This is a genomic window from Kitasatospora sp. NPDC018619 (genome assembly GCF_044391605.1).
GTDB lineage: Bacteria > Actinomycetota > Actinomycetes > Streptomycetales > Streptomycetaceae > Kitasatospora.
In genome coordinates this window covers 14,837-31,693 of sequence record NZ_JBISAI010000020.1, presented here as the reverse complement: position 1 = coordinate 31,693, position 16,857 = coordinate 14,837, and the positions used below count along the sequence as shown (strand labels likewise).

The 16,857-nt window shown below is 75.1% G+C and carries 17 protein-coding genes; 10 read left to right on the top strand and 7 right to left on the bottom strand.

Features of this window, described 5'->3' with window-relative positions:
* The first annotated feature begins 4 nt into the window (after positions 1-4).
* Both ACH5AR_RS27230 and ACH5AR_RS27225 read left to right on the top strand, forming a co-directional pair.
* Positions 5-757: a response regulator gene (locus ACH5AR_RS27230; protein ID WP_396304223.1), complete on the top strand. Its 753-nt coding sequence runs from the start codon at positions 5-7 to the stop codon at positions 755-757.
* Positions 758-984: 227 nt separating this feature from the next.
* Positions 985-1,635 carry a Pr6Pr family membrane protein gene (locus ACH5AR_RS27225; RefSeq protein ID WP_396304145.1) on the top strand — a complete coding sequence of 217 codons (651 nt, stop codon included), beginning with the start codon at positions 985-987 and terminating at the stop codon, positions 1,633-1,635.
* An 87-nt stretch (positions 1,636-1,722) separates the two neighbouring features.
* On the opposite strand, the gene ACH5AR_RS27220 is transcribed toward ACH5AR_RS27225, so the two are convergent.
* The gene (locus ACH5AR_RS27220) at positions 1,723-2,112 is read right to left on the bottom strand and encodes a toxin Doc (RefSeq protein ID WP_396304144.1); all 390 of its coding nucleotides are present in this window, start codon (positions 2,110-2,112) and stop codon (positions 1,723-1,725) included.
* The gene (locus ACH5AR_RS27215) at positions 2,109-2,321 is read right to left on the bottom strand and encodes a hypothetical protein (protein WP_224280451.1); all 213 of its coding nucleotides are present in this window, start codon (positions 2,319-2,321) and stop codon (positions 2,109-2,111) included. The genes ACH5AR_RS27220 and ACH5AR_RS27215 overlap by 4 nt, the downstream gene beginning before the upstream one ends.
* A gap of 263 nt (positions 2,322-2,584) precedes the next feature.
* Between ACH5AR_RS27215 and ACH5AR_RS27210 the strand changes: the two genes are divergently transcribed.
* Positions 2,585-4,078, top strand: coding sequence for a S41 family peptidase (locus tag ACH5AR_RS27210; RefSeq protein WP_396304143.1), 1,494 nt, complete (start codon positions 2,585-2,587; stop codon positions 4,076-4,078).
* A 32-nt stretch (positions 4,079-4,110) separates the two neighbouring features.
* Here the strand turns inward: ACH5AR_RS27210 and ACH5AR_RS27205 are convergent, their stop codons facing one another.
* A complete protein-coding gene (locus ACH5AR_RS27205) occupies positions 4,111-5,724 on the bottom strand; it encodes an ABC-F family ATP-binding cassette domain-containing protein (RefSeq protein WP_396304142.1) in 1,614 nt (537 codons plus the stop codon).
* Between the two features lie 463 nt (positions 5,725-6,187).
* On the opposite strand from ACH5AR_RS27205, the gene ACH5AR_RS27200 reads away from it, so the two are divergent.
* The 4 genes from ACH5AR_RS27200 to ACH5AR_RS27185 all read left to right on the top strand — a co-directional run bounded on the left by ACH5AR_RS27200 (position 6,188) and on the right by ACH5AR_RS27185 (position 10,672).
* A complete protein-coding gene (locus ACH5AR_RS27200; protein WP_396304141.1) occupies positions 6,188-7,432 on the top strand; it encodes a trypsin-like serine peptidase in 1,245 nt (414 codons plus the stop codon).
* A 134-nt stretch (positions 7,433-7,566) separates the two neighbouring features.
* Complete coding sequence (locus ACH5AR_RS27195; protein WP_396304140.1) at positions 7,567-9,204, top strand: ABC-F family ATP-binding cassette domain-containing protein; 1,638 nt, start codon at positions 7,567-7,569, stop codon at positions 9,202-9,204.
* A gap of 98 nt (positions 9,205-9,302) precedes the next feature.
* Positions 9,303-9,986 carry a nitroreductase family protein gene (locus tag ACH5AR_RS27190; RefSeq protein ID WP_396304139.1) on the top strand — a complete coding sequence of 228 codons (684 nt, stop codon included), beginning with the start codon at positions 9,303-9,305 and terminating at the stop codon, positions 9,984-9,986.
* Positions 9,987-10,069: 83 nt separating this feature from the next.
* Positions 10,070-10,672 carry a GNAT family N-acetyltransferase gene (locus ACH5AR_RS27185; RefSeq protein WP_396304138.1) on the top strand — a complete coding sequence of 201 codons (603 nt, stop codon included), beginning with the start codon at positions 10,070-10,072 and terminating at the stop codon, positions 10,670-10,672.
* A gap of 62 nt (positions 10,673-10,734) precedes the next feature.
* On the opposite strand, the gene ACH5AR_RS27180 is transcribed toward ACH5AR_RS27185, so the two are convergent.
* A complete protein-coding gene (locus tag ACH5AR_RS27180) occupies positions 10,735-11,688 on the bottom strand; it encodes an aldo/keto reductase (protein WP_396304137.1) in 954 nt (317 codons plus the stop codon).
* 208 nt (positions 11,689-11,896) lie between these two features.
* On the opposite strand from ACH5AR_RS27180, the gene ACH5AR_RS27175 reads away from it, so the two are divergent.
* Positions 11,897-12,484 (top strand): DUF3592 domain-containing protein, encoded by a 588-nt coding sequence (locus ACH5AR_RS27175; protein ID WP_396304136.1) that lies wholly within the window; start codon positions 11,897-11,899, stop codon positions 12,482-12,484.
* 51 nt (positions 12,485-12,535) lie between these two features.
* On the opposite strand, the gene ACH5AR_RS27170 is transcribed toward ACH5AR_RS27175, so the two are convergent.
* Both ACH5AR_RS27170 and ACH5AR_RS27165 read right to left on the bottom strand, forming a co-directional pair.
* Complete coding sequence (locus ACH5AR_RS27170; RefSeq protein ID WP_396304135.1) at positions 12,536-13,063, bottom strand: hypothetical protein; 528 nt, start codon at positions 13,061-13,063, stop codon at positions 12,536-12,538.
* A 104-nt stretch (positions 13,064-13,167) separates the two neighbouring features.
* Complete coding sequence (locus ACH5AR_RS27165) at positions 13,168-14,379, bottom strand: serine hydrolase domain-containing protein (protein ID WP_396304134.1); 1,212 nt, start codon at positions 14,377-14,379, stop codon at positions 13,168-13,170.
* 289 nt (positions 14,380-14,668) lie between these two features.
* Between ACH5AR_RS27165 and ACH5AR_RS27160 the strand changes: the two genes are divergently transcribed.
* Together ACH5AR_RS27160 and ACH5AR_RS27155 are read left to right on the top strand one after the other, a co-directional pair.
* Positions 14,669-15,250, top strand: a complete 582-nt coding sequence (locus ACH5AR_RS27160) for a hypothetical protein (protein ID WP_396304133.1) — start codon at positions 14,669-14,671, stop codon at positions 15,248-15,250.
* 38 nt (positions 15,251-15,288) lie between these two features.
* Positions 15,289-16,014 (top strand): hypothetical protein, encoded by a 726-nt coding sequence (locus ACH5AR_RS27155; protein ID WP_396304132.1) that lies wholly within the window; start codon positions 15,289-15,291, stop codon positions 16,012-16,014.
* Positions 16,015-16,051: 37 nt separating this feature from the next.
* Here ACH5AR_RS27155 and ACH5AR_RS27150 read toward each other — a convergent pair whose 3' ends face one another.
* On the bottom strand, positions 16,052-16,660 hold the full coding sequence (locus ACH5AR_RS27150) for an AraC family transcriptional regulator (protein ID WP_396304131.1): 609 nt from the start codon (positions 16,658-16,660) through the stop codon (positions 16,052-16,054).
* Positions 16,661-16,857: the final 197 nt, after the last annotated feature.

Genomic DNA, 16,857 nt, shown 5'->3' with positions numbered 1-16,857 from the left:
GGGCATGGACCACGGGGCGGGCGCGGGTGCGGGCGCGGACCACGCGGCGGGCACGGGCTCGGGCGCGGCTTCAGGAGCGGGCGCGGGCGCCGCCGACATCCGGGTGGTGATCGCGGACGACGAACGGCTGGTCCGCCTGGGTCTGCGGGTGGTGATCGACAGCGAACCGGACCTCACCGTGGTCGGCGAGGCCGCCGACGGCGCCGCGGTCGTCCCGCTGGTGCGCGAACTGCGCCCGGACGTGGTGCTGATGGACGTCCGGATGCCCGGCATCGACGGCATCCGGGCCACCGAGCAGCTGGTCGCCGGGATGGCCGAGCCGCCGCGCATCCTGGTGGTCACCACCTTCGAGCACGACGACCACGTGTACGACGCGCTGCGCGCGGGCGCCGCCGGGTTCCTGCTGAAGCGGGCCCGCGCGGAGGAGATGGTGCAGGCGGTGCGGCTGGTCGCGCGCGGCGACTCGCTGCTGTTCCCGGCGGCCGTCCGGGACCTCGCGCTGCGCCACGGCGCGGACCGCCGCCGGGGGGCCGGGGCGGCGGACCGGGGGCCGATCGGGCGGCTGACCGAGCGGGAGGGGCAGGTACTGCGGCTGATGGCGACCGGGCTCAACAACGGCGAGATCGCCCGGGAGCTGGTGGTCAGCCAGGAGACCGTGAAGACGCACGTCGGGAGCGTGCTGGCCAAACTGGGCGCCCGGGACCGCACCCAGGCGGTCATCGCGGCCTACGAGTCGGGCTTCGTACTGCCGGGCTGACAGGCGGTCGGACGGTCGGACGGTCGGACGGTCGGGCGGTCGGGCGGTCGGACGACCGGACGACCGGACGACCGGGCTGACACCCACGAGGGCGGCCGACGCACCCGTCGGCACCGACGGGTGGTCGAACGCGGATTCCGTCCGATCGGGTACGAGCGAGTAGAGTGCGGCTTTCCCCCTCGAACGTCCGATACCTCCCGTATCGCCTGGAACGAACTGGTGGCCGCATGACAGTCCGGACCCGACCCGCGCTGTGGTGGCGCATGGGCATCGTGCTCTCCGCGGGCCTCGGCCTGGTCCTCGGCACCGCGCCGCTGGTCTACTTCACGGTGCAGAGCAACGTGATCGTGTTCGGCTACTTCGTCGGCGCGGTGTACTGGATGCTCAAGCGCGACACCGTGGACGCGCCCGCGCCCCGGCTGCGCGGCGCCGCCACGCTGTACATCCTGATCACCGGGCTGGTCTCGCACGTCCTGCTGGAGCACGGCGCCAACCCGCTGCCCGGGCTGGTCAGCGGGCCGGACAGGCTGGCGCACTGGTCGTCGTTCTTCCTGCACTACGTGACGCCGGTGCTGGTGATCGCCGACTGGCTGGTGCTCAGGCCGCGCAACGCCTCGGCCTGGAAGGACATACCGCTCTGGCTGGCGTTCCCGCTCGGCTACGCGGCGATCGTACTCACCCGCAACGCGCTGTTCGACGACTACCCGATGCCCTATCCCTACTTCTTCTTCGACCCGACCACCAAGGGCTACGGCTACGTCTGGGGCCAGATCGCCCTGCTGACCGTCGAGTTCGTGGTGCTCGCCGCCCTCGTCGTCGGGCTGGACCGGCTCGGGAGCAGGGTCGCGGACAGACTGCGGCCGGCGCCGCAGGCCTGAGCGGCAGGGGGCGACCCGGCAAGCCCCCGCCCCAATCCCCGACCCCCCAAGCCCCGCCCCCAAGCCCGAGCCCTGCGGCGGCCGGCCTCAGATCCGCCAGGCGCGGATCCGGTCGGCCGCCGCGTACACGTCCGCCCGGCCCTCCGCCATGCCGCGGGCCAGCTCCACCAGCGCCCCGTACGGCGGGTCGAGCCCTTCCCCGGCCGCGTGCATGTACGCGGCCGTCGTCATGCAGGCGTAGAGGTTGTTGCGCACCGGCAGCGGGCGCAGCAGCACGATGGTGTGCATCAGGGTGGCCGCGCACCAGGACGGGTCGGCGTCGTGGCCGAGTTGGGCGGTGTTCACCCGGTGCCGGGCCACGGCGGCCTGGAGCGCCGAGTAGTCCCGCACGCTGAGGTCCTCCGGGGAGGCCAGCTCCTGGACGTCGAGCAGCCAGCGCAGGTCGACGTGGAGCAGCGCCACTCCCCCGCCCCTCATGCGGCGGGGGCGTCCTCGGGGAAGGCGGCGTCGAACTCGGCCCGGTGCGCCTTCCAGAACGCCACCGCGTGGTCCACGAAGACCCGCCGCTGCTGCTCCCGCACGCTCAGGTCGTGGACGTAGGCCTTCACCGTCTTGCCGTCCGCCGCGGCGGCCTCGCGGATCGCGGCGAGCTCGTGCTCCGTGTACTCGATGTTGAGCGCAGGCATGCCGCCGATGGTAGTGGAGCGCCGGGCAGTTGGCGCCGGGGACGACGGATTTTCACCCGCAGTCAAAACCGTTCACGTCCAGCCTTCCGGGGGACGGTCCGCCCGGCCCGCGGTGGGCCCCGGGGAGGAGACGGGTACGCCCGCAGGCGCAGGCCGGGTGTGGTCCGTGGGCCGATGCCCGGGCCCCGGGCGGACCGTAGCGTCGTCGGCACGGTGGCGGAGGGGTTCCGCGGGGGAGGCCGGGGATTCGGCGGAGGCCGGAGATGACACGCAGGATCACGGGCAGGGCGGCGGCCGCGGCGGTGGCGCTCGCGGCGGCGGTGGGGCTCGCGGCGCCGGGGGCCGCCGCGGCCCGGGGCGGGCCGGCCGGCCCGCTGGAGGGGGTCTGGCAGATGGACGGCTACGGCCTGGTGGTGACGGTCTCCGGCGGGCACCTGACCAGCTACGACGTCACCGCGCACAGCTGCGTACCGGGCTGGATCGTCGCGGACCGGGACGCGGGCAGCGCCCCGGGGCCGGACGGCGCCGTCCGGTTCGTCGAGGGGGACCACGCCCTGACGCTCACCCCGCAGGGCCCGAACCGGCTGATCGACCACGAGGAGGGCTCGGTCGGGACGAAGACGCTGGACCGGATCGGCGCGCTGCCGCCGCTCTGCACCCGGCCGGCGCCCAACGACCCGCTCGCGGTCTTCGACCGGTTCGCGGAGGACTTCGCCGAGAACTACCCCTTCTTCGCCGCCAAGGGCATCGACTGGGCCCGCGAGTGCGCGCGGGCGCGCCAGGGGATCGGCCCGGCCACCACCCCCGACCAGCTCCAGCAGGTCCTCATCGGCCTGTTGGAGAAGATGGGCGACGCGCACATCAGCCTGGGCCGGATCACCGACCGCCCGCACGGCGTCTACTTCGGTCGGCGGCCGGACACCGTGCCGCCGACGGACGCCGAGCTGGCCCGGTTCCGGCAGGCCGTCAGCGCTCAGCTCGTCGGCCCGGAGCGGTCCTTCGGCGACGAGCGGCTGACCGTCGGCCAACTCCCGGACGGGCTGCGCTACCTGCGGGTGGACGGGTTCGGCGGCTACGCCCCCGGGTTCTTCTCCGAACAGGCCAAGGAGCTCGACCGCGCGCTGGACGCGCTGCTGGCGGACCCGGACGGGACCACCGGGCTGGTGATCGACGTCCGCGCCAACGGCGGCGGCTCGGACGAGCTCGGGCTACGGATCGCCTCCCGGCTCACCGACCGCCCGTACGTCGCCTACCGCAAAGCGGCCCGCAACGACCCGGCCGATCCGACCCGGTACACCCGGCCGCAACCGATCGCCGTCCGGCCCTCGGCCGGGGCGCACTTCACCGGGCCGGTCGCGCTGCTCACCTCCCCGGAGTCGATGAGCGCGGCCGAGACCTTCACCCAGGCGCTGATCGGCCGCTCCCCGCGCGTCGTGCGGATCGGCCAGAACACCCAGGGCGTCTTCTCGGACGTGCTGGTCAAGGCGCTCTCGCCGGACTTCCTGGTGGGGCTGCCGAACGAGAAGTTCCTCACCCGCGACGGCAGCACCTTCGACGGCCCGGGCATCCCGCCGCACGTGCGCGTCCCGGTGTTCGCCCCGGCCGACCTGGCCGCGCTCAGGGACCCGGCCCTGAGCACGGCCCGCCGGCTGCTCGCCGAGGACACGGCGGAGGCCGGTGCCGCCGCGGCTGCCACGGACACCGGGGAGGCCGCGGACACCGGGGAGGCCACCGACGCCGGGAACGAACAGGGCTAGCCCGGAGCCACGGCAGCAGCAACGGCGACGGCCTACATCGGCTCCACCGCCCGCAGTTCGCCGTCCAGCTCCAGCCACCGGGTGGGGGCCAGGCCGCGCAGGAACGGCAGGTCGTGGCTGGCCACGATCAGCGCGCCCCGGTACGCGGCCAGCGCCTGGGTGAGCTGGCGGACACTGGCGAGGTCCAGGTTGTTGGTCGGCTCGTCGAGCAGCAGCAGCTGCGGCGGCGGGTCGGCCAGCAGCAGGGCGGCCAGCGTGGCGCGGAACCGTTCGCCGCCGGAGAGGGTGGCGGCGGGCTGGTCGGCCCGGGCGCCGCGGAACAGGAAGCGGGCGAGCCGGGCGCGGACGGCGTTGTCCCCGGCGGCCGGGGCGAACCGCTTGACGTTCTCCACCACGGAGCGGCCGTCGTCCAGCAGGTCGAGCCGCTGCGGGAGGTGGCGCAGCGGCACCGGGGTGACGACCTCCCCCGCCAGCGGGGCGAGCTCGCCCGCGATGGTGCGCAGCAGGGTGGTCTTGCCGGCGCCGTTGCGGCCGACCAGGGCGATCCGCTCGGGCCCGCGCAGGTCGAGCTCGGCGGTGGTGCCGTAGGGCAGTCGGACCCTGTCCAGGGTGAGCACGGTGCGCCCGGCCGGGACGGCGGTCCGCGGCAGGTCGATCCGGATCTCGGCGTCGTCCCGCACGGCCTCCTCGGCCGCGTCGAGCCGCGCCCTGGCCTCCTCCAGGCGCTCGGCGTGCATGCCCTGGAGCCGGCCGGCCGTCTCCTGGCCCTTGCGCTTGAGCATTCCGGCGAGGATGTGCGGGTCGTTGCGGGTGACCGAGCGCTTCTTGCCGTACGCCGCGCTGCGGTCCAGCCGGACCCGGGCCTCGGCGAGGTCCCGCTTCTGGCGCTGGACGTCGGCCTCGGCGTTGCGCAGCTGCCGTTCGGCCGTCTCCTGCTGGGCGGCGAGGGTGCGTTCGTAGTCCTCGAAGTTGCCGCCGTACCAGGTGACCTCGCCGTCCCGAAGGTCGGCGATGCGGTCGACGTGGGCGAGCAGCTCGCGGTCGTGGCTGACGACCACCATCACGCCCGTCCAGCCGGCCACCGCCTCGTAGAGCCGCTCGCGGGCGGCCCGGTCGAGGTTGTTGGTCGGCTCGTCGAGCAGCAGGACGTCGGGGCGGGCCATCAGCAGCGCGGCCAGCCGCAGCAGCACCGCCTCGCCGCCGGAGAGCTCGCCGGTGGCGCGGTCGAGGCCGAGGCGTTGCAGGCCGAGCCGGTCGAGGGTGGCGCGGGCGCGCTCCTCGACGTCCCAGTCGTCGCCGATCGCGTCGAAGTGGCGCTGGTCGGTGTCGCCGGACTCGATCGCGTGCAGGGCCTCGCGGGCGGCGCGGATGCCGAGCGCCTCGTCCACCCGCAGGGTGGTGTCGAGCGTCAACCCCTGGGGCAGGTAACCGAGTTCACCGTCGACCCGGACGGTGCCGCCGGTCGGGGTGAGCTCGCCGGCGATCAGCCGCAGCAGGGTGGACTTGCCCGCGCCGTTGAGCCCGATCAGACCGGTGCGGCCGGGGCCGACAGCGAGCTGGAAACCGTCCAGGACGGGCTTGCCGTCGGGCCACTCGAACGACAGCTCGGTGCAGAGGACGGCGGTGGTGGTGGGTTGGTGTGCCATACAGGCCTCCCGGGGTGGTTGCCGAAGGGGTGGTGAGCAACACGGGGAGACACCGCGGGTGCGGAAACGGGCACGACCGGAAGGGAGCGAAGGGGGGCGTCACCGAAGGGGGCGCCACGGGCCGTGACTGAGGTCGCACACTCGCGCACCGCGCGACGACGGCACAAGGGCCTGCGCGGCGGGGGCGGTGTCCCGGGACCTCAGTAGAGCAACGGCCTTCTCCTTGTCTGGCTGACGACCCGGACCACGCTAGGCAGCCCCCGACCGGCGCGCAACCGAATTACCGGGCAAAGGCCCGGTGCCGATCCCGTGACCGTCCGGTGACGGCCCCTCCCGGGCCCCGCACGGAATTCGGGAGTTCCCGCGCCGCATGGCAGACTCCTCCCCTGCCATGCCTGCGGCCGAGTGGGGCCGCACCCGGGGACGGGCCGCATGGCGGTAGTCAACAGGGGGATTTGAACTCATGTCACCGATATCCCGGTCGGGCCGTGCCGTCCTGGGCGCTTCCGTCGCCGCGCTGACCATGGTCGCCGCCGCCGCGTGCGGGCCCGACAACGCCGACCCCGCCGTGACCGCCGCTCCCGGCAGCACGGCCGGCGCCTCCGGCGCACCGGGCGCGGCTCCGATCAAGCTTCCGACGCTCGACGAGCTGAAGACCTGGAAGCTGGAGGACTGGGACAAGTGGGCCCAGGCCAACGTCATCAAGCCGGCCGTCAAGGGCTACTGGACGCTGCAGAAGCTGCTGGAGGCCAAGCCGAAGCCGCTGCCGCAGCCCGCCCCGGACGCGACCCAGCCGCCCGCCCAGCCCACCGGCGCCGCGCCGACCACCGCCGCGCCCACCGCGCAGCCCACGGCCAAGCCCACCGCGGCCCAGCCCGGCGGCGGCACCGGGGGCGGCGCCGGCGGCGCGGACCCGCTGCCCGCGATGGTCCCGGCCAAGCCCGTGGCGCACCCGTTCCCGAAGAACATGCACGTCAACGGCAAGATCTTCTTCAAGGACGGCAACGAGGACTACGTGTGCTCCGGCACCGTCGTCTCCGACCCGGCCAACCCCGGCAAGAGCAACCTGGTGTGGACGGCCAGCCACTGCCTGCACGGCGGCAAGGGCAACACGTACTACACCGACATCACCTTCGCCCCGGCCTTCAACAGCAACGGCGTGCTGAGCAACGGCAACAAGCAGGCCAAGCTGGAGGACGCCGAGCCGTACGGCGAGTGGACCGCCACGTCCGGCATGGTCTCGCCGCAGTGGACCGCGGAGGCCGACCCGGAGAAGGGCGGCCCGTGGAGCCAGTACGACTTCGGCATCGTCAAGGTCGCCAACCCCAACCCGGGCGGCAAGTCGCTGGAGGAGACCGTCGGCGGCTCCGTCCCGCTCTGGTTCAACGCGCCGCGTGACCAGGTCGGCGCCGTCAGCAACTACGGCTTCCCGGAGGGCAAGCCGTTCGACGGCGTGGAGCTGGAGCACTGCGACGGCGGCAAGCCGTCCAGGAAGACCGGCGACCCGAGCCGCCCGGCGATGCTGCTGATCGGCTGCAACATGACCGGCGGCAGCAGCGGCGGCGGCTGGTTCGCGACCAAGGACGGCAAGCCCGCCCTGGTCAGTGACACCTCCATCGGCAACGGCGCGAACACCTACGAGGCCGGTCCGTACCTGGAGGACGTGGCCCAGCACATGTTCGAGTACTTCTCGAAGAAGGCCAAGTGACGGCCGGGTGACCGGCGCCGGGTGACCGGGGCCACCTGACCCGTCGAACGGTGGCCCGGGGGCCGCGGCCGAGCAGGCCGCGGCCCCCGCCCTTTTCCGCCGCATGCCCGGATCCTCCTACAATCGGCCCCATCATGAGCGCGACACTCGTAGTCAAGGACCTCAGCGCCGGCCACGGCGAACGCACCCTCTTCTCCGGCCTGGACCTGGTCGTCGCCCCGGGCGACGTGATCGGCCTGGTCGGCGTGAACGGCGCCGGCAAGTCGACCCTGCTGCGGCTGCTGGCCGGCCTGGACACCCCCGAGGGCGGCTCGCTGCGGCTGAGCCCGGCGAGCGCCAACGTCGGCCACCTCCCGCAGGAGCCGGAGCGCCGCGAGGGCGAGTCGGTGCGCGACTTCCTGGCCCGCCGCACCGGCGTGGCGGCCGCGCAGGCCGCGCTGGACGAGGCCACCGAGGGCCTGGTCGAGGGCCGGGCGGGTGCCGACGACGCCTACGCGGCGGGCCTGGACCGCTGGCTGGACCTCGGCGGCGCCGACCTGGAGGAGCGGGCCGAGGAGGTCGCCGACTCGCTCGGGCTGAAGGTCTCGCTCGACCTGCCGATGACCGCGCTGTCCGGTGGCCAGGCCGCCCGCGCGGGCCTGGCCTCGCTGCTGCTCTCCCGCTACGACGTGTTCCTGCTGGACGAGCCGACCAACGACCTCGACCTGGACGGCCTGGAGCGGCTGGAGTCCTTCGTGAAGGGCCTGCGCGCGGGCACCGTGGTGATCAGCCACGACCGCGAGTTCCTGGCCCGCACCGTGACCAAGGTGCTGGAGCTGGACCTCCACCAGCAGCAGGTCAACCTGTACGGCGGCGGCTACGAGGCGTACCTGGAGGAGCGGGCGGTGGCCCGCCGGCACGCCCGCGAGGAGTACGAGGAGTACGCCGACACCAGGGCCTCGCTGGAGGCCCGGGCGCAGATGCAGCGCAACTGGATGGAGCACGGCGTCCGCAACGCCCGCCGCAAGGGCGGCGACAACGACAAGAAGGCCCGCGCCACCCGCGCCGAGTCCACCGAGAAGCAGGCCTCCAAGGCCCGGCAGACCCAGCGGATGATCGAGCGGCTGGATGTGGTCGAGGAGCCCCGCAAGGAGTGGGAGCTGCGGATGGAGATCGCCACCGCGCCGCGCTCCGGCTCGGTGGTCGCGACGCTGCGCGCGGCGGTCGCCAGGCGCGGCGACTTCGCCTTCGGCCCGGTGGACCTCCAGATCGACTGGGCCGACCGGGTCGCCATCACCGGCGCCAACGGCGCGGGCAAGTCCACCCTGCTGGCCGCCCTGCTCGGCCGGCTGGAGCTCGACGGCGGCAGCGCCTCACTGGGCACCGGCGTGGTGGTCGGCGAGGTGGACCAGGCGCGCGGCCTGTTCCTGGGCGGCGAGCCGCTGCTGGAGGCCTTCGCGGCCGCCGTGCCGGAGCTCGCGCCGGAGGACGTGCGCACCCTGCTGGCCAAGTTCGGCCTGAAGGCGGTGCACGTGCTGCGCCCGGCCGGCACCCTCTCCCCCGGCGAGCGCACCCGGGCCGCGCTGGCACTGCTCCAGGCCCGCGGGGTCAACCTGCTGGTGCTGGACGAGCCCACCAACCACCTGGACCTGCCCGCGATCGAGCAGCTGGAGTCGGCGCTCGGCTCGTACACCGGCACCCTGCTGCTGGTCACCCACGACCGGCGGATGCTGGACGCGGTGGCGGTGAACCGGCGGATCGAGGTCCGGGACGGGCGGGTGCACGAGCTGTAGGACGGGCTCCGGGGCCCGTCCCCTCCCTCCCGGATTGGTCTCTACCTCCCGGTCTGGACCTCTTCCCGGACGGGCCGTCATGTGCTGTGCTGTCCGCCATGGTTGACAGCACAGACAGCGCCGTGGCGGGGACGTCCCACCCGACCGTCCCGCTCACCCCCATGACGGTGCCCGCCCACGAGGCCGAGGCCCGCAGCAGGTCCTTCCACGACGTGATGGCGCAGCGCCGGACCGTCCGCGCCTACTCCACCCGCCCGATCCCGGAGGGGGTGGTCGAATGGGCGGTCCGGACCGCGAGCACCGCGCCCAGCGGGGCGCACGTCCAGCCGTGGCGGTTCGTGGTGATCACCGACCCGGAGCGCAAGCGGCGGCTGCGCGAGGCGGCCGAGGCCGAGGAGCGCGAGTTCTACGGCCACCGGGCGTCGGAGGAGTGGCTGGCCGCGCTCGCCCCGATCGGGACGGACTGGCGCAAGCCGTTCCTGGAGGACGCGCCGGCCGTGATCGTGGTGTTCGAGGTGCACAAGGGCCCCGACTCGCCGCGGCCGTACTACACCAAGGAGTCGGTGGGGATCGCGGTCGGGCTGCTGCTGGCCACGCTGCACCAGGCCGGGCTGGCCACGCTGACCCACACGCCCAGTCCGATGAAGTTCCTCAACGAGGTGTGCGACCGCCCGGCCGAGGAGCGCGCGGCGTACGTGATCCCGGTCGGCTACCCGGCCGAGGGGGCGCGCGTGCCGGACCTGCGGCGCAAGGAGCTCGACGAGGTGATGGTCCGGCTCTGACGCGCCGGGGTGGGGCCGGGCGCGCCCGCCACCGGGGGGAAACCCGATGGTGACAGGTCCGGGCCAAGGACATAATCGCCGTCATGAGCCAAGCACAGCCACGGTCCTGCGGCCTCGCCCCACCCGTGGCGGCGGTGACCGCCGGGCGGCCGCCGGAACGGCTGCGGCTGCCCGGCGGCCTCTGGCTGCGCCGCCGCCGCAGCACCCACTCGGCGGCGCTGAACCGGGCCGTCCGCGCCAACCTGGACCACCTGCGGCCCTGGCTGGAGTGGGCGGCCGAGGCCCCCTCCCGGGCGCAGACCGCCGAGCTGACCAGGGCCGGCGCGGCCGCCTGGGAGGCCGGCACCGACTTCATGTACCTGGCCGGCCTGGACGCCGAACCCGGCGGCGTGATCGGCGCCCTCGGCCTGCACGGGCGGATCGGCCCGGGGGCGCTGGAGATCGGCTACTGGGTCGCCACCGGGCACGTCGGCCGCGGCATCGCCACCGCGGCGGCCGGGGCGCTGACCGAGGCCGCACTGGCGCTGCCCGGGATCACCCGGGTGGAGATCCGCTGCGACCAGGCGAACCGCGCCAGCGCGGCCGTCCCGCGCAAGCTCGGCTACCGGCTGGACCGGATCGCGGAGGTCGCCGTCCGGGCCCCGGGCGAGACCGGCCGCCAGCTGGTGTGGGTCATGGAGCGCTGAGGCCGCGCGCCCGGAGGGCCGGAGGGCGCCCCGAGCGCCTCGGTAGCGCCTCGGGTGGCGCCTCAGTAGCGCGAGCCGCTCGCGGCCGGCAGCGCGTCCAGCTCGGCGAGGTCCGCCGCCGAGAGCTCGATCCCGGCCGCCCCCACGTTGTCCACCAGGTAGCGGGGCGTCCTGGTGCCCGGGATCGGGAAGACGTACCGCCCCTGCGCCAGCACCCAGGCCAGCGCGACCTGCGCCGGGGTGGCGCCGATCCGCTCGGCGACCGTCCGGACGGTGCCGACCAGCTCCAGGTTGGCCTTCAGCGCGTCCTGCTGGAAGCGCGGCAGCCGGCGGCGGAAGTCGTCCGCGGCCAGCTCCTCGAAGGAGGTGATGCCGCCGGTCAGGAAGCCGCGGCCGAGCGGCGAGAACGGCAGGAAGGCGATGCCCTGCTCCTCGGTGTACGGCAGCACGTCGGCCAGCACATCCCTGGTCCACAGCGAGAGTTCGGACTGCACCGAGGCCACCGGGTGCACGGCCTGCGCCCGCCTGATCTCCTCGACCGTCACCTCGGAGAGCCCGATGCTGCGGGCCTTTCCTGCCGCGACGACCTCGGCGAGGGCGCCCCAGGTCTCCTCGATCGGCACCTGCGGGTCGACCCGGTGCAGCTGGTACAGGTCGACGTGGTCGGCGCCCAGCCGGCGCAGGCTCTCGTCGATCGAGCGGCGCACGTGCTCGGGGCGCCCGTCGCGCTCCTGCTGGCCCTTGCCGCCCGGCACGATGCCGACCTTGGTGGCCAGGAAGGCGCGCTCCCGGTACGGCCCGGCCAGCGCGGCACCGACCACCTCCTCGTTGGTGTAGGGGCCGTACATGTCGGCGGTGTCGATCAGGCCGACGCCGAGGTCCAGCGCCTGCCGGATCACCCGGACGGAGTTCTCGTCGTCCCGGTTCTGCAGGTCGTAGGCCCAGGTCATCCCCATGCAGCCGAGACCGATGACGCCGATCTGCGGGCCGTCGGTACCGAACGGGGCGTTGCGCATGACGGTGCTCCCATCGTGGTTCGCGTGGTGGTGCGTGATCAACGGCTTCAGCATTCACCTTGGAGTGCGCTCAAGGTCAAGCCCGTCCTCGCGCGGCCCGTGCGGCGCGGGCGGCCCGTGCGGCGCAGGCGGCGCAGGCGGCGGGGAACCGGACCACCGCGCTCCTCGTCCTCCTGGCAGGGGTCCGAACGATCCACGGGGGGTGGACATGTCCCAGGGCGGAACCGCCGTCGGCGTCCTGTTCTGCGTCTTCGGACTGCTGGCCGTCGGCCTGGGGGTGGGCGGGTCGGTGCTCGGGGTGCGCCGGGCCCGCCTCGCGGCCCGGACCCTCACCGAGGGGCTGCCGGCCGAGGCCCGCTGCCTGGACGCGTACGTGACGCACGAACGGGTGGGCTCGGACGCGTACGGCCGGCGCACCCGGGCGCGGCGGCACGTGGTCCTCGGGTTCCGCACCCGGGAGGGCGACGAGATCCGGCTGACGGACACCTCCGGCGCGCCGCGCGTCGTGGGCGACCGCGTGGCGGTGCGCTACCTGCCCGACCAGCCGCACCGGGCGGTGGTCGCCGACCGGGGCCGGGCCGGGGCCGCGGCCGGGGCCGGGGCGAAGGTCGTGGTGGGCCTGATCGCGATCGCCTGCGGGGCGGGCCTGCTCATCGCCGGCTACGGCTCCCTCGACGGCTCCCGCAACGACCACCGGCCGCCCGGGTTCCCGGCCTCGACCCCCGCGCCCGCCCGGGAGCACCCGTCCTCCGCCTGCACCCTCGACCCGAGCTCCGGCCGCTTCTCCTGTTCCTGAGCGGCGACGCGCCCGCCCGTCCGGCTCCGCCCCGGCCGGCCCCCGGGGTGCTCACGCCGCGGCCGGACGGCGGCGGTAGTAGTAGGCGATGCCGAGGGCGACGGTGACCGGGCCCCAGAGCACCGCCGTCGAGGTGCAGGCCCGGCCCAGGAGCAGCCACCAGCCGTTGCGGTAGCCGACCTCCTCGAACACGCCCAGCCAGGCGAGCGGGATGCCGTCGAACAGGGCGGTCAGGACCAGGCCCCCGAGCACGGCCGGCACGGCCGCCGCGAGCGGCGGCACCCGCCGGCCGCGCAGCCCGGGCACCCAGCGCGGGAACACCTCGCCCCACCCGCTGACCAGCCCCAGGGTCAGGACCGTCAGCGCCTCGGTGAGCACGCTGAGGCCGATCACGTACGGGGTGCACCACCAGACGTAGGCGGGGGCGTGCGGGTCGACGGTGCCCATCCGGAAGTCGAAGGCGAACGGCAGCCGCCACAGGCAGTGCGGCAGCACCACGAACGGGAGGGCCTTGGCCAGGCGCAGGGCCCAGCCGGGAACGGGGCGTTCGGTGTCGCCCACCGGGATGTTCTTCAGCATGGGTCCACCGTCCCGGGCCCGGCCCGGCCGCACCTCCCCCGCACGGCCCCTCCGCCTCCCCCGAACGAGCCGACCGCCCCTCCTCCCGCAGGCGGAGGGGCCCGTCAGTGCCGGGGCGCCAGGCCGAAGGCGGTCGTCAGCAGCCCGAGGGCGTACGGCGTCTCGGCACCCGTCAGCGCGGTCGGGTCGACCGAGTAGACGACCGTGCGGGAGAGGTCGCGGGTGGCGAAGACGCCGCTGGTGGAGCCGGGCCGGGAGCCGGTCTTGCCCCAGACCACGATGCCGTCCGCCTCGCCGCTCTCGAGCCCCATGCTCATGCACGCGGTACCGTCCGGGCAGTGGTTGCCGCCCGGGACGACGGGCACGTCCGGGACGGTGAACAGCTTCTCCTGCTGCGCGGGCGGGAGGAGCCGGCCGCGGAACAGGGCGGTCATGAAGCGCTCCAGGTCGGGGGCGCTGGAGATCATGCCGCCCTCCGCCCAGGGGAAGGGGCTCTGCTCGGTCACGTCCACCCGGTGCGAGCCGCCGCCCGCGTCGGGGACGGTCAGGTACGGGCGGGTCGCGGGGTGCCGCAGCCCGGGGTCGTCGCCGTCCGGGAGGTCGGTGTCGCGCAGGCCGAGCGGGCGGATGATCCGGTCGCGCAGCTCGTCGGCGTAGCGGTGGCCGGTGACGGCCTCGACCACCAGCCCGGCGACGAAGGTGTTCATGCCGTTGTACCGCTGGGCGGTGCCGGGGTCGAAGGCCAGCGCCCGGCCGTTCAGCCCGGCGACGATCTCCTCGGGGGTCGGCGCGTCGAACCGGTGCCGCTCGAACCAGCCGGTGGTGCCGTCGCCCCAGAAGTCGTCGGTGCCGGCGGGCAGTCCGCTGGTGTGGTTGAGCAGCTGCCCGACGGTGACCTCCGCGAAGGGGAAGTCCGGGAGGTAGCGCCGGACGCTGCCGTCGAGGTCGACCCGGCCCTCGCCGGCGAGCTGGAGCACGACGGTGGCGGTGAAGACCTTCGAGACCGACCCGATCCGGAACCTGCCGCTCGGGTCCACCCGCATGCCGGGCTCCGCCGAGCTGCCCTCGAACCTCCCCGCCGGTCCGGTGACCCGGACGAACCCGGCGGAGACGTCGGCGGCGGGCCGGTCGGCGAGGGCGGCCCGCAGCGCCGCCCGGTCCAGCGGCGGCAGCGCGGGCCGCGTGGCGGTGGCGGACGCCGGGGCGGAGGGCGCCGCGGCGAGGGCGGGCGTGCCGGCCCCGGCGGCCAGCGCGGCCACCAGGGCGCCGGCGGCGGCCAGGACGGCCCAACGGGTGCGGTGCGGGTGCGGGTTCACGGAGTCCGGCTCCAGACTGGTCGTCGTGCGGGCCGGCGGCTTCCGGCCCGGCGACGAGTCTTCCGGCCGCGCCCGCCCGGAACATCAGGGTCGGGGCGCCGCCGTCCCCTGATTCCGCGTCAGGGTTTTCCCGGAGGCGCGGAGCGGGAAGTCGGCCGGGCCGACTTCCCGCGCGGCCCCAGCACGGGGCCTTCCGTCGGTGGCGATACCCTGGCCCCGTCCTCCGAAGACGCCGTCAGGTGCGCCACCGGGGGCGACCGCACCAGAGCGAGGACCAGGGCACCGCTTCATGACCCAGACCCCGGACGCCGTCCGCGCCCGCGCCGCCGCCGTCTTCGACCTCGGCGCCAGGCTGCCGGCACAGGCCTTCCGGACGCTCTCGGACGACGCGGTGTTCTGCGACTTCGCCGTGCTGCTCACCACGGAGGCCTGGCCTGCGCTCGCCGCGCTGGCCCGGCTGCACGGCGACCGGCAGGTCGACCTGCTCGTCGTCGAGGCGGGTGCTCCCACCGCAACGGCGGTGTCGCTGCCCGTCGGTGCCACGCCGGACGACTACTGGGCGGCGGTCGGGTTCGACGACGACGGCGGCCGCGACTTCCTGGACTCGGTCCACGTCATGGCGAACACCGTCGCGGTCACCGGCCCCTCCGGCCGCTGGGGCTGCTGGGGCGAGCGGGATCCGGAGGTCGCCGTCTTCCGGGGCTTCCCCGACGCGGCCGCGCGGCGGGAGTGGATCGCCCGGTACGGACCGTGCTTCGACGCCGCCCACGCGGTGGCGCACTGGCTGCCGACGATCTTCCGCGGGGGCACCGTCCCGGCCGGCTACGCGGCCGCGCTGACCGCCCACTACGGCGCCGCGCGGACCGCGTAGCCGGCCCGCGGGCGCCGGGGGCCCACTACGCTGGGGCGGTGCTGCTCCCCGCCGTGCCCCGCACCCGCCTGAATCCAGTCGCCCGGCCGACCGTCGACACGCCGTTCGGCCCGCTGGCCTTCACCACGGCCGTCGGGAACACCGGCCTGCCGCTCCTGCCCGACGAGCTGTACGCCCTGCCGGGCGGCCCTACCGTCGCCCGCTGGGCACGTCCCGAAGCCCGCGTCGAGCTGCTCCGGACGCCGTTCGACCCCGAACTCGACCCCGAGGCGTTCGGACCGCTGACGGGCTGCCAGGCGGCGGTCTGGCGGATCGACGCCCTCGCCCCGCTGCGCCGCGTGCGGTTCTCGGCGGAGCTGTCGGCGGGGCTTCCGGAGGGCGCCGAGGCGGGGTACGACGGCGGGCAGGCGCTGGCCGCCGTCACCGTCGAGGACGACCGGACCAGGCTCACCCTCGGCGGCCACGACGAGGAGGCGATCTGCTGGGCCGCCGAGGGCGGTGAGGCACCCCGGCGGTGGGCGGCGCTGCTCGACGCGGTGTACGAGCGCTCGTTCCACGGGTGGGGCGTCGACTACGGCGGCTACCGCGGGCTGTCCTGGACGCTTCCCCCGCTGGAGGCCGGCGACCACTGCGAACTGCCGGTGGTCGCCGCCTGGGCACCGGCCGCGGACGACACCGCGAACACCTGGTGCGCCGTCGCGCCGTCACCGGCGGTGCTGCTGCGCCAGGCCACGGCCGCCCCGGCGGCCGGTGGAGGGCGCTGACCACGGCCGGGGGGCGGGGCCGACGGGGCCGGCGGGGTCAGGGGCGGGCCGGTTCGTGCGGGCGGGTGGCGCGCAGGGCGCGGTCGACGGTCTGCTGGCTCTCGCCCACCGGGGCCACGTAGTCGAGGACCGCGCGTGCGGCCGCCTCGCCGAGCGTGCGGGTGATGACCCAGGTGGCGAGGTACTGGGAGGCCAGGCAGCCGCCGGCGGTGGCGATGTTCCCCTCCGCGTGGAACGGCGCGTCGAGCACGGTGACGCCGCGGGCCTCGACGAAGGGCCGGCTCGTCCGGTCGGTGCACACGGGCATGGTGCCCAGCAGCCCGAGGTGGGCCAGCACGAGCGCACCGGAGCACTGGGAGCCGATCAGCTGCCGCGCCGGGTCGAGCGGCAGCCGGGAGAGCAGCCGGCTGTCGGCGACCACGTCGCGGGTCCGCACCCCGCTGCCGATCAGCACGGCGTCGGCCTCGGCCGCGAACTCCATCGGGCGCTGCCCCGTCACCTCGACGCCGTTCATCGAGGTGACCACCGGCGTCGGCGTCGTGATGAAGGCCTCCAGGCCGTCCTTGCGGCAGCGGTTGACCAGTGCGGCGGCGATGAAGCTGTCGAGCTCGTTGAACCCGTCGAAGGTGACCACGGCTACCTGCATCACTGTTCCTCCTCACAGGGCGGGCCTCCAGTCTCGCACCCCTGCCGCGCACCGGTCGTCCGGCGCCGGGGGGGGGGGGGGGGGGCCCCCCCCCACCCCCCCCCCGGCGGGGGGGGGCGGGGCGGGGGGGGGGGGGGGGGGGGGGGGGGGGGGGGGGGGGGGGGGGGGGGGGGGGGCCCCCCGGGGGGGGGGTGGGG

Coding starts and splice junctions, on each gene's coding strand:
- ACH5AR_RS27230 (WP_396304223.1), top strand. CDS start 5: ATGGACCACGGGGCGGGCGCGGGTGCGGGCGCGGACCACGCGGCGGGC.
- ACH5AR_RS27225 (WP_396304145.1), top strand. CDS start 985: ATGACAGTCCGGACCCGACCCGCGCTGTGGTGGCGCATGGGCATCGTG.
- ACH5AR_RS27220 (WP_396304144.1), bottom strand. CDS start 2,112: ATGAGGGGCGGGGGAGTGGCGCTGCTCCACGTCGACCTGCGCTGGCTG.
- ACH5AR_RS27215 (WP_224280451.1), bottom strand. CDS start 2,321: ATGCCTGCGCTCAACATCGAGTACACGGAGCACGAGCTCGCCGCGATC.
- ACH5AR_RS27210 (WP_396304143.1), top strand. CDS start 2,585: ATGACACGCAGGATCACGGGCAGGGCGGCGGCCGCGGCGGTGGCGCTC.
- ACH5AR_RS27205 (WP_396304142.1), bottom strand. CDS start 5,724: ATGGCACACCAACCCACCACCACCGCCGTCCTCTGCACCGAGCTGTCG.
- ACH5AR_RS27200 (WP_396304141.1), top strand. CDS start 6,188: ATGTCACCGATATCCCGGTCGGGCCGTGCCGTCCTGGGCGCTTCCGTC.
- ACH5AR_RS27195 (WP_396304140.1), top strand. CDS start 7,567: ATGAGCGCGACACTCGTAGTCAAGGACCTCAGCGCCGGCCACGGCGAA.
- ACH5AR_RS27190 (WP_396304139.1), top strand. CDS start 9,303: ATGGTTGACAGCACAGACAGCGCCGTGGCGGGGACGTCCCACCCGACC.
- ACH5AR_RS27185 (WP_396304138.1), top strand. CDS start 10,070: ATGAGCCAAGCACAGCCACGGTCCTGCGGCCTCGCCCCACCCGTGGCG.
- ACH5AR_RS27180 (WP_396304137.1), bottom strand. CDS start 11,688: ATGCGCAACGCCCCGTTCGGTACCGACGGCCCGCAGATCGGCGTCATC.
- ACH5AR_RS27175 (WP_396304136.1), top strand. CDS start 11,897: ATGTCCCAGGGCGGAACCGCCGTCGGCGTCCTGTTCTGCGTCTTCGGA.
- ACH5AR_RS27170 (WP_396304135.1), bottom strand. CDS start 13,063: ATGCTGAAGAACATCCCGGTGGGCGACACCGAACGCCCCGTTCCCGGC.
- ACH5AR_RS27160 (WP_396304133.1), top strand. CDS start 14,669: ATGACCCAGACCCCGGACGCCGTCCGCGCCCGCGCCGCCGCCGTCTTC.
- ACH5AR_RS27150 (WP_396304131.1), bottom strand. CDS start 16,660: ATGCAGGTAGCCGTGGTCACCTTCGACGGGTTCAACGAGCTCGACAGC.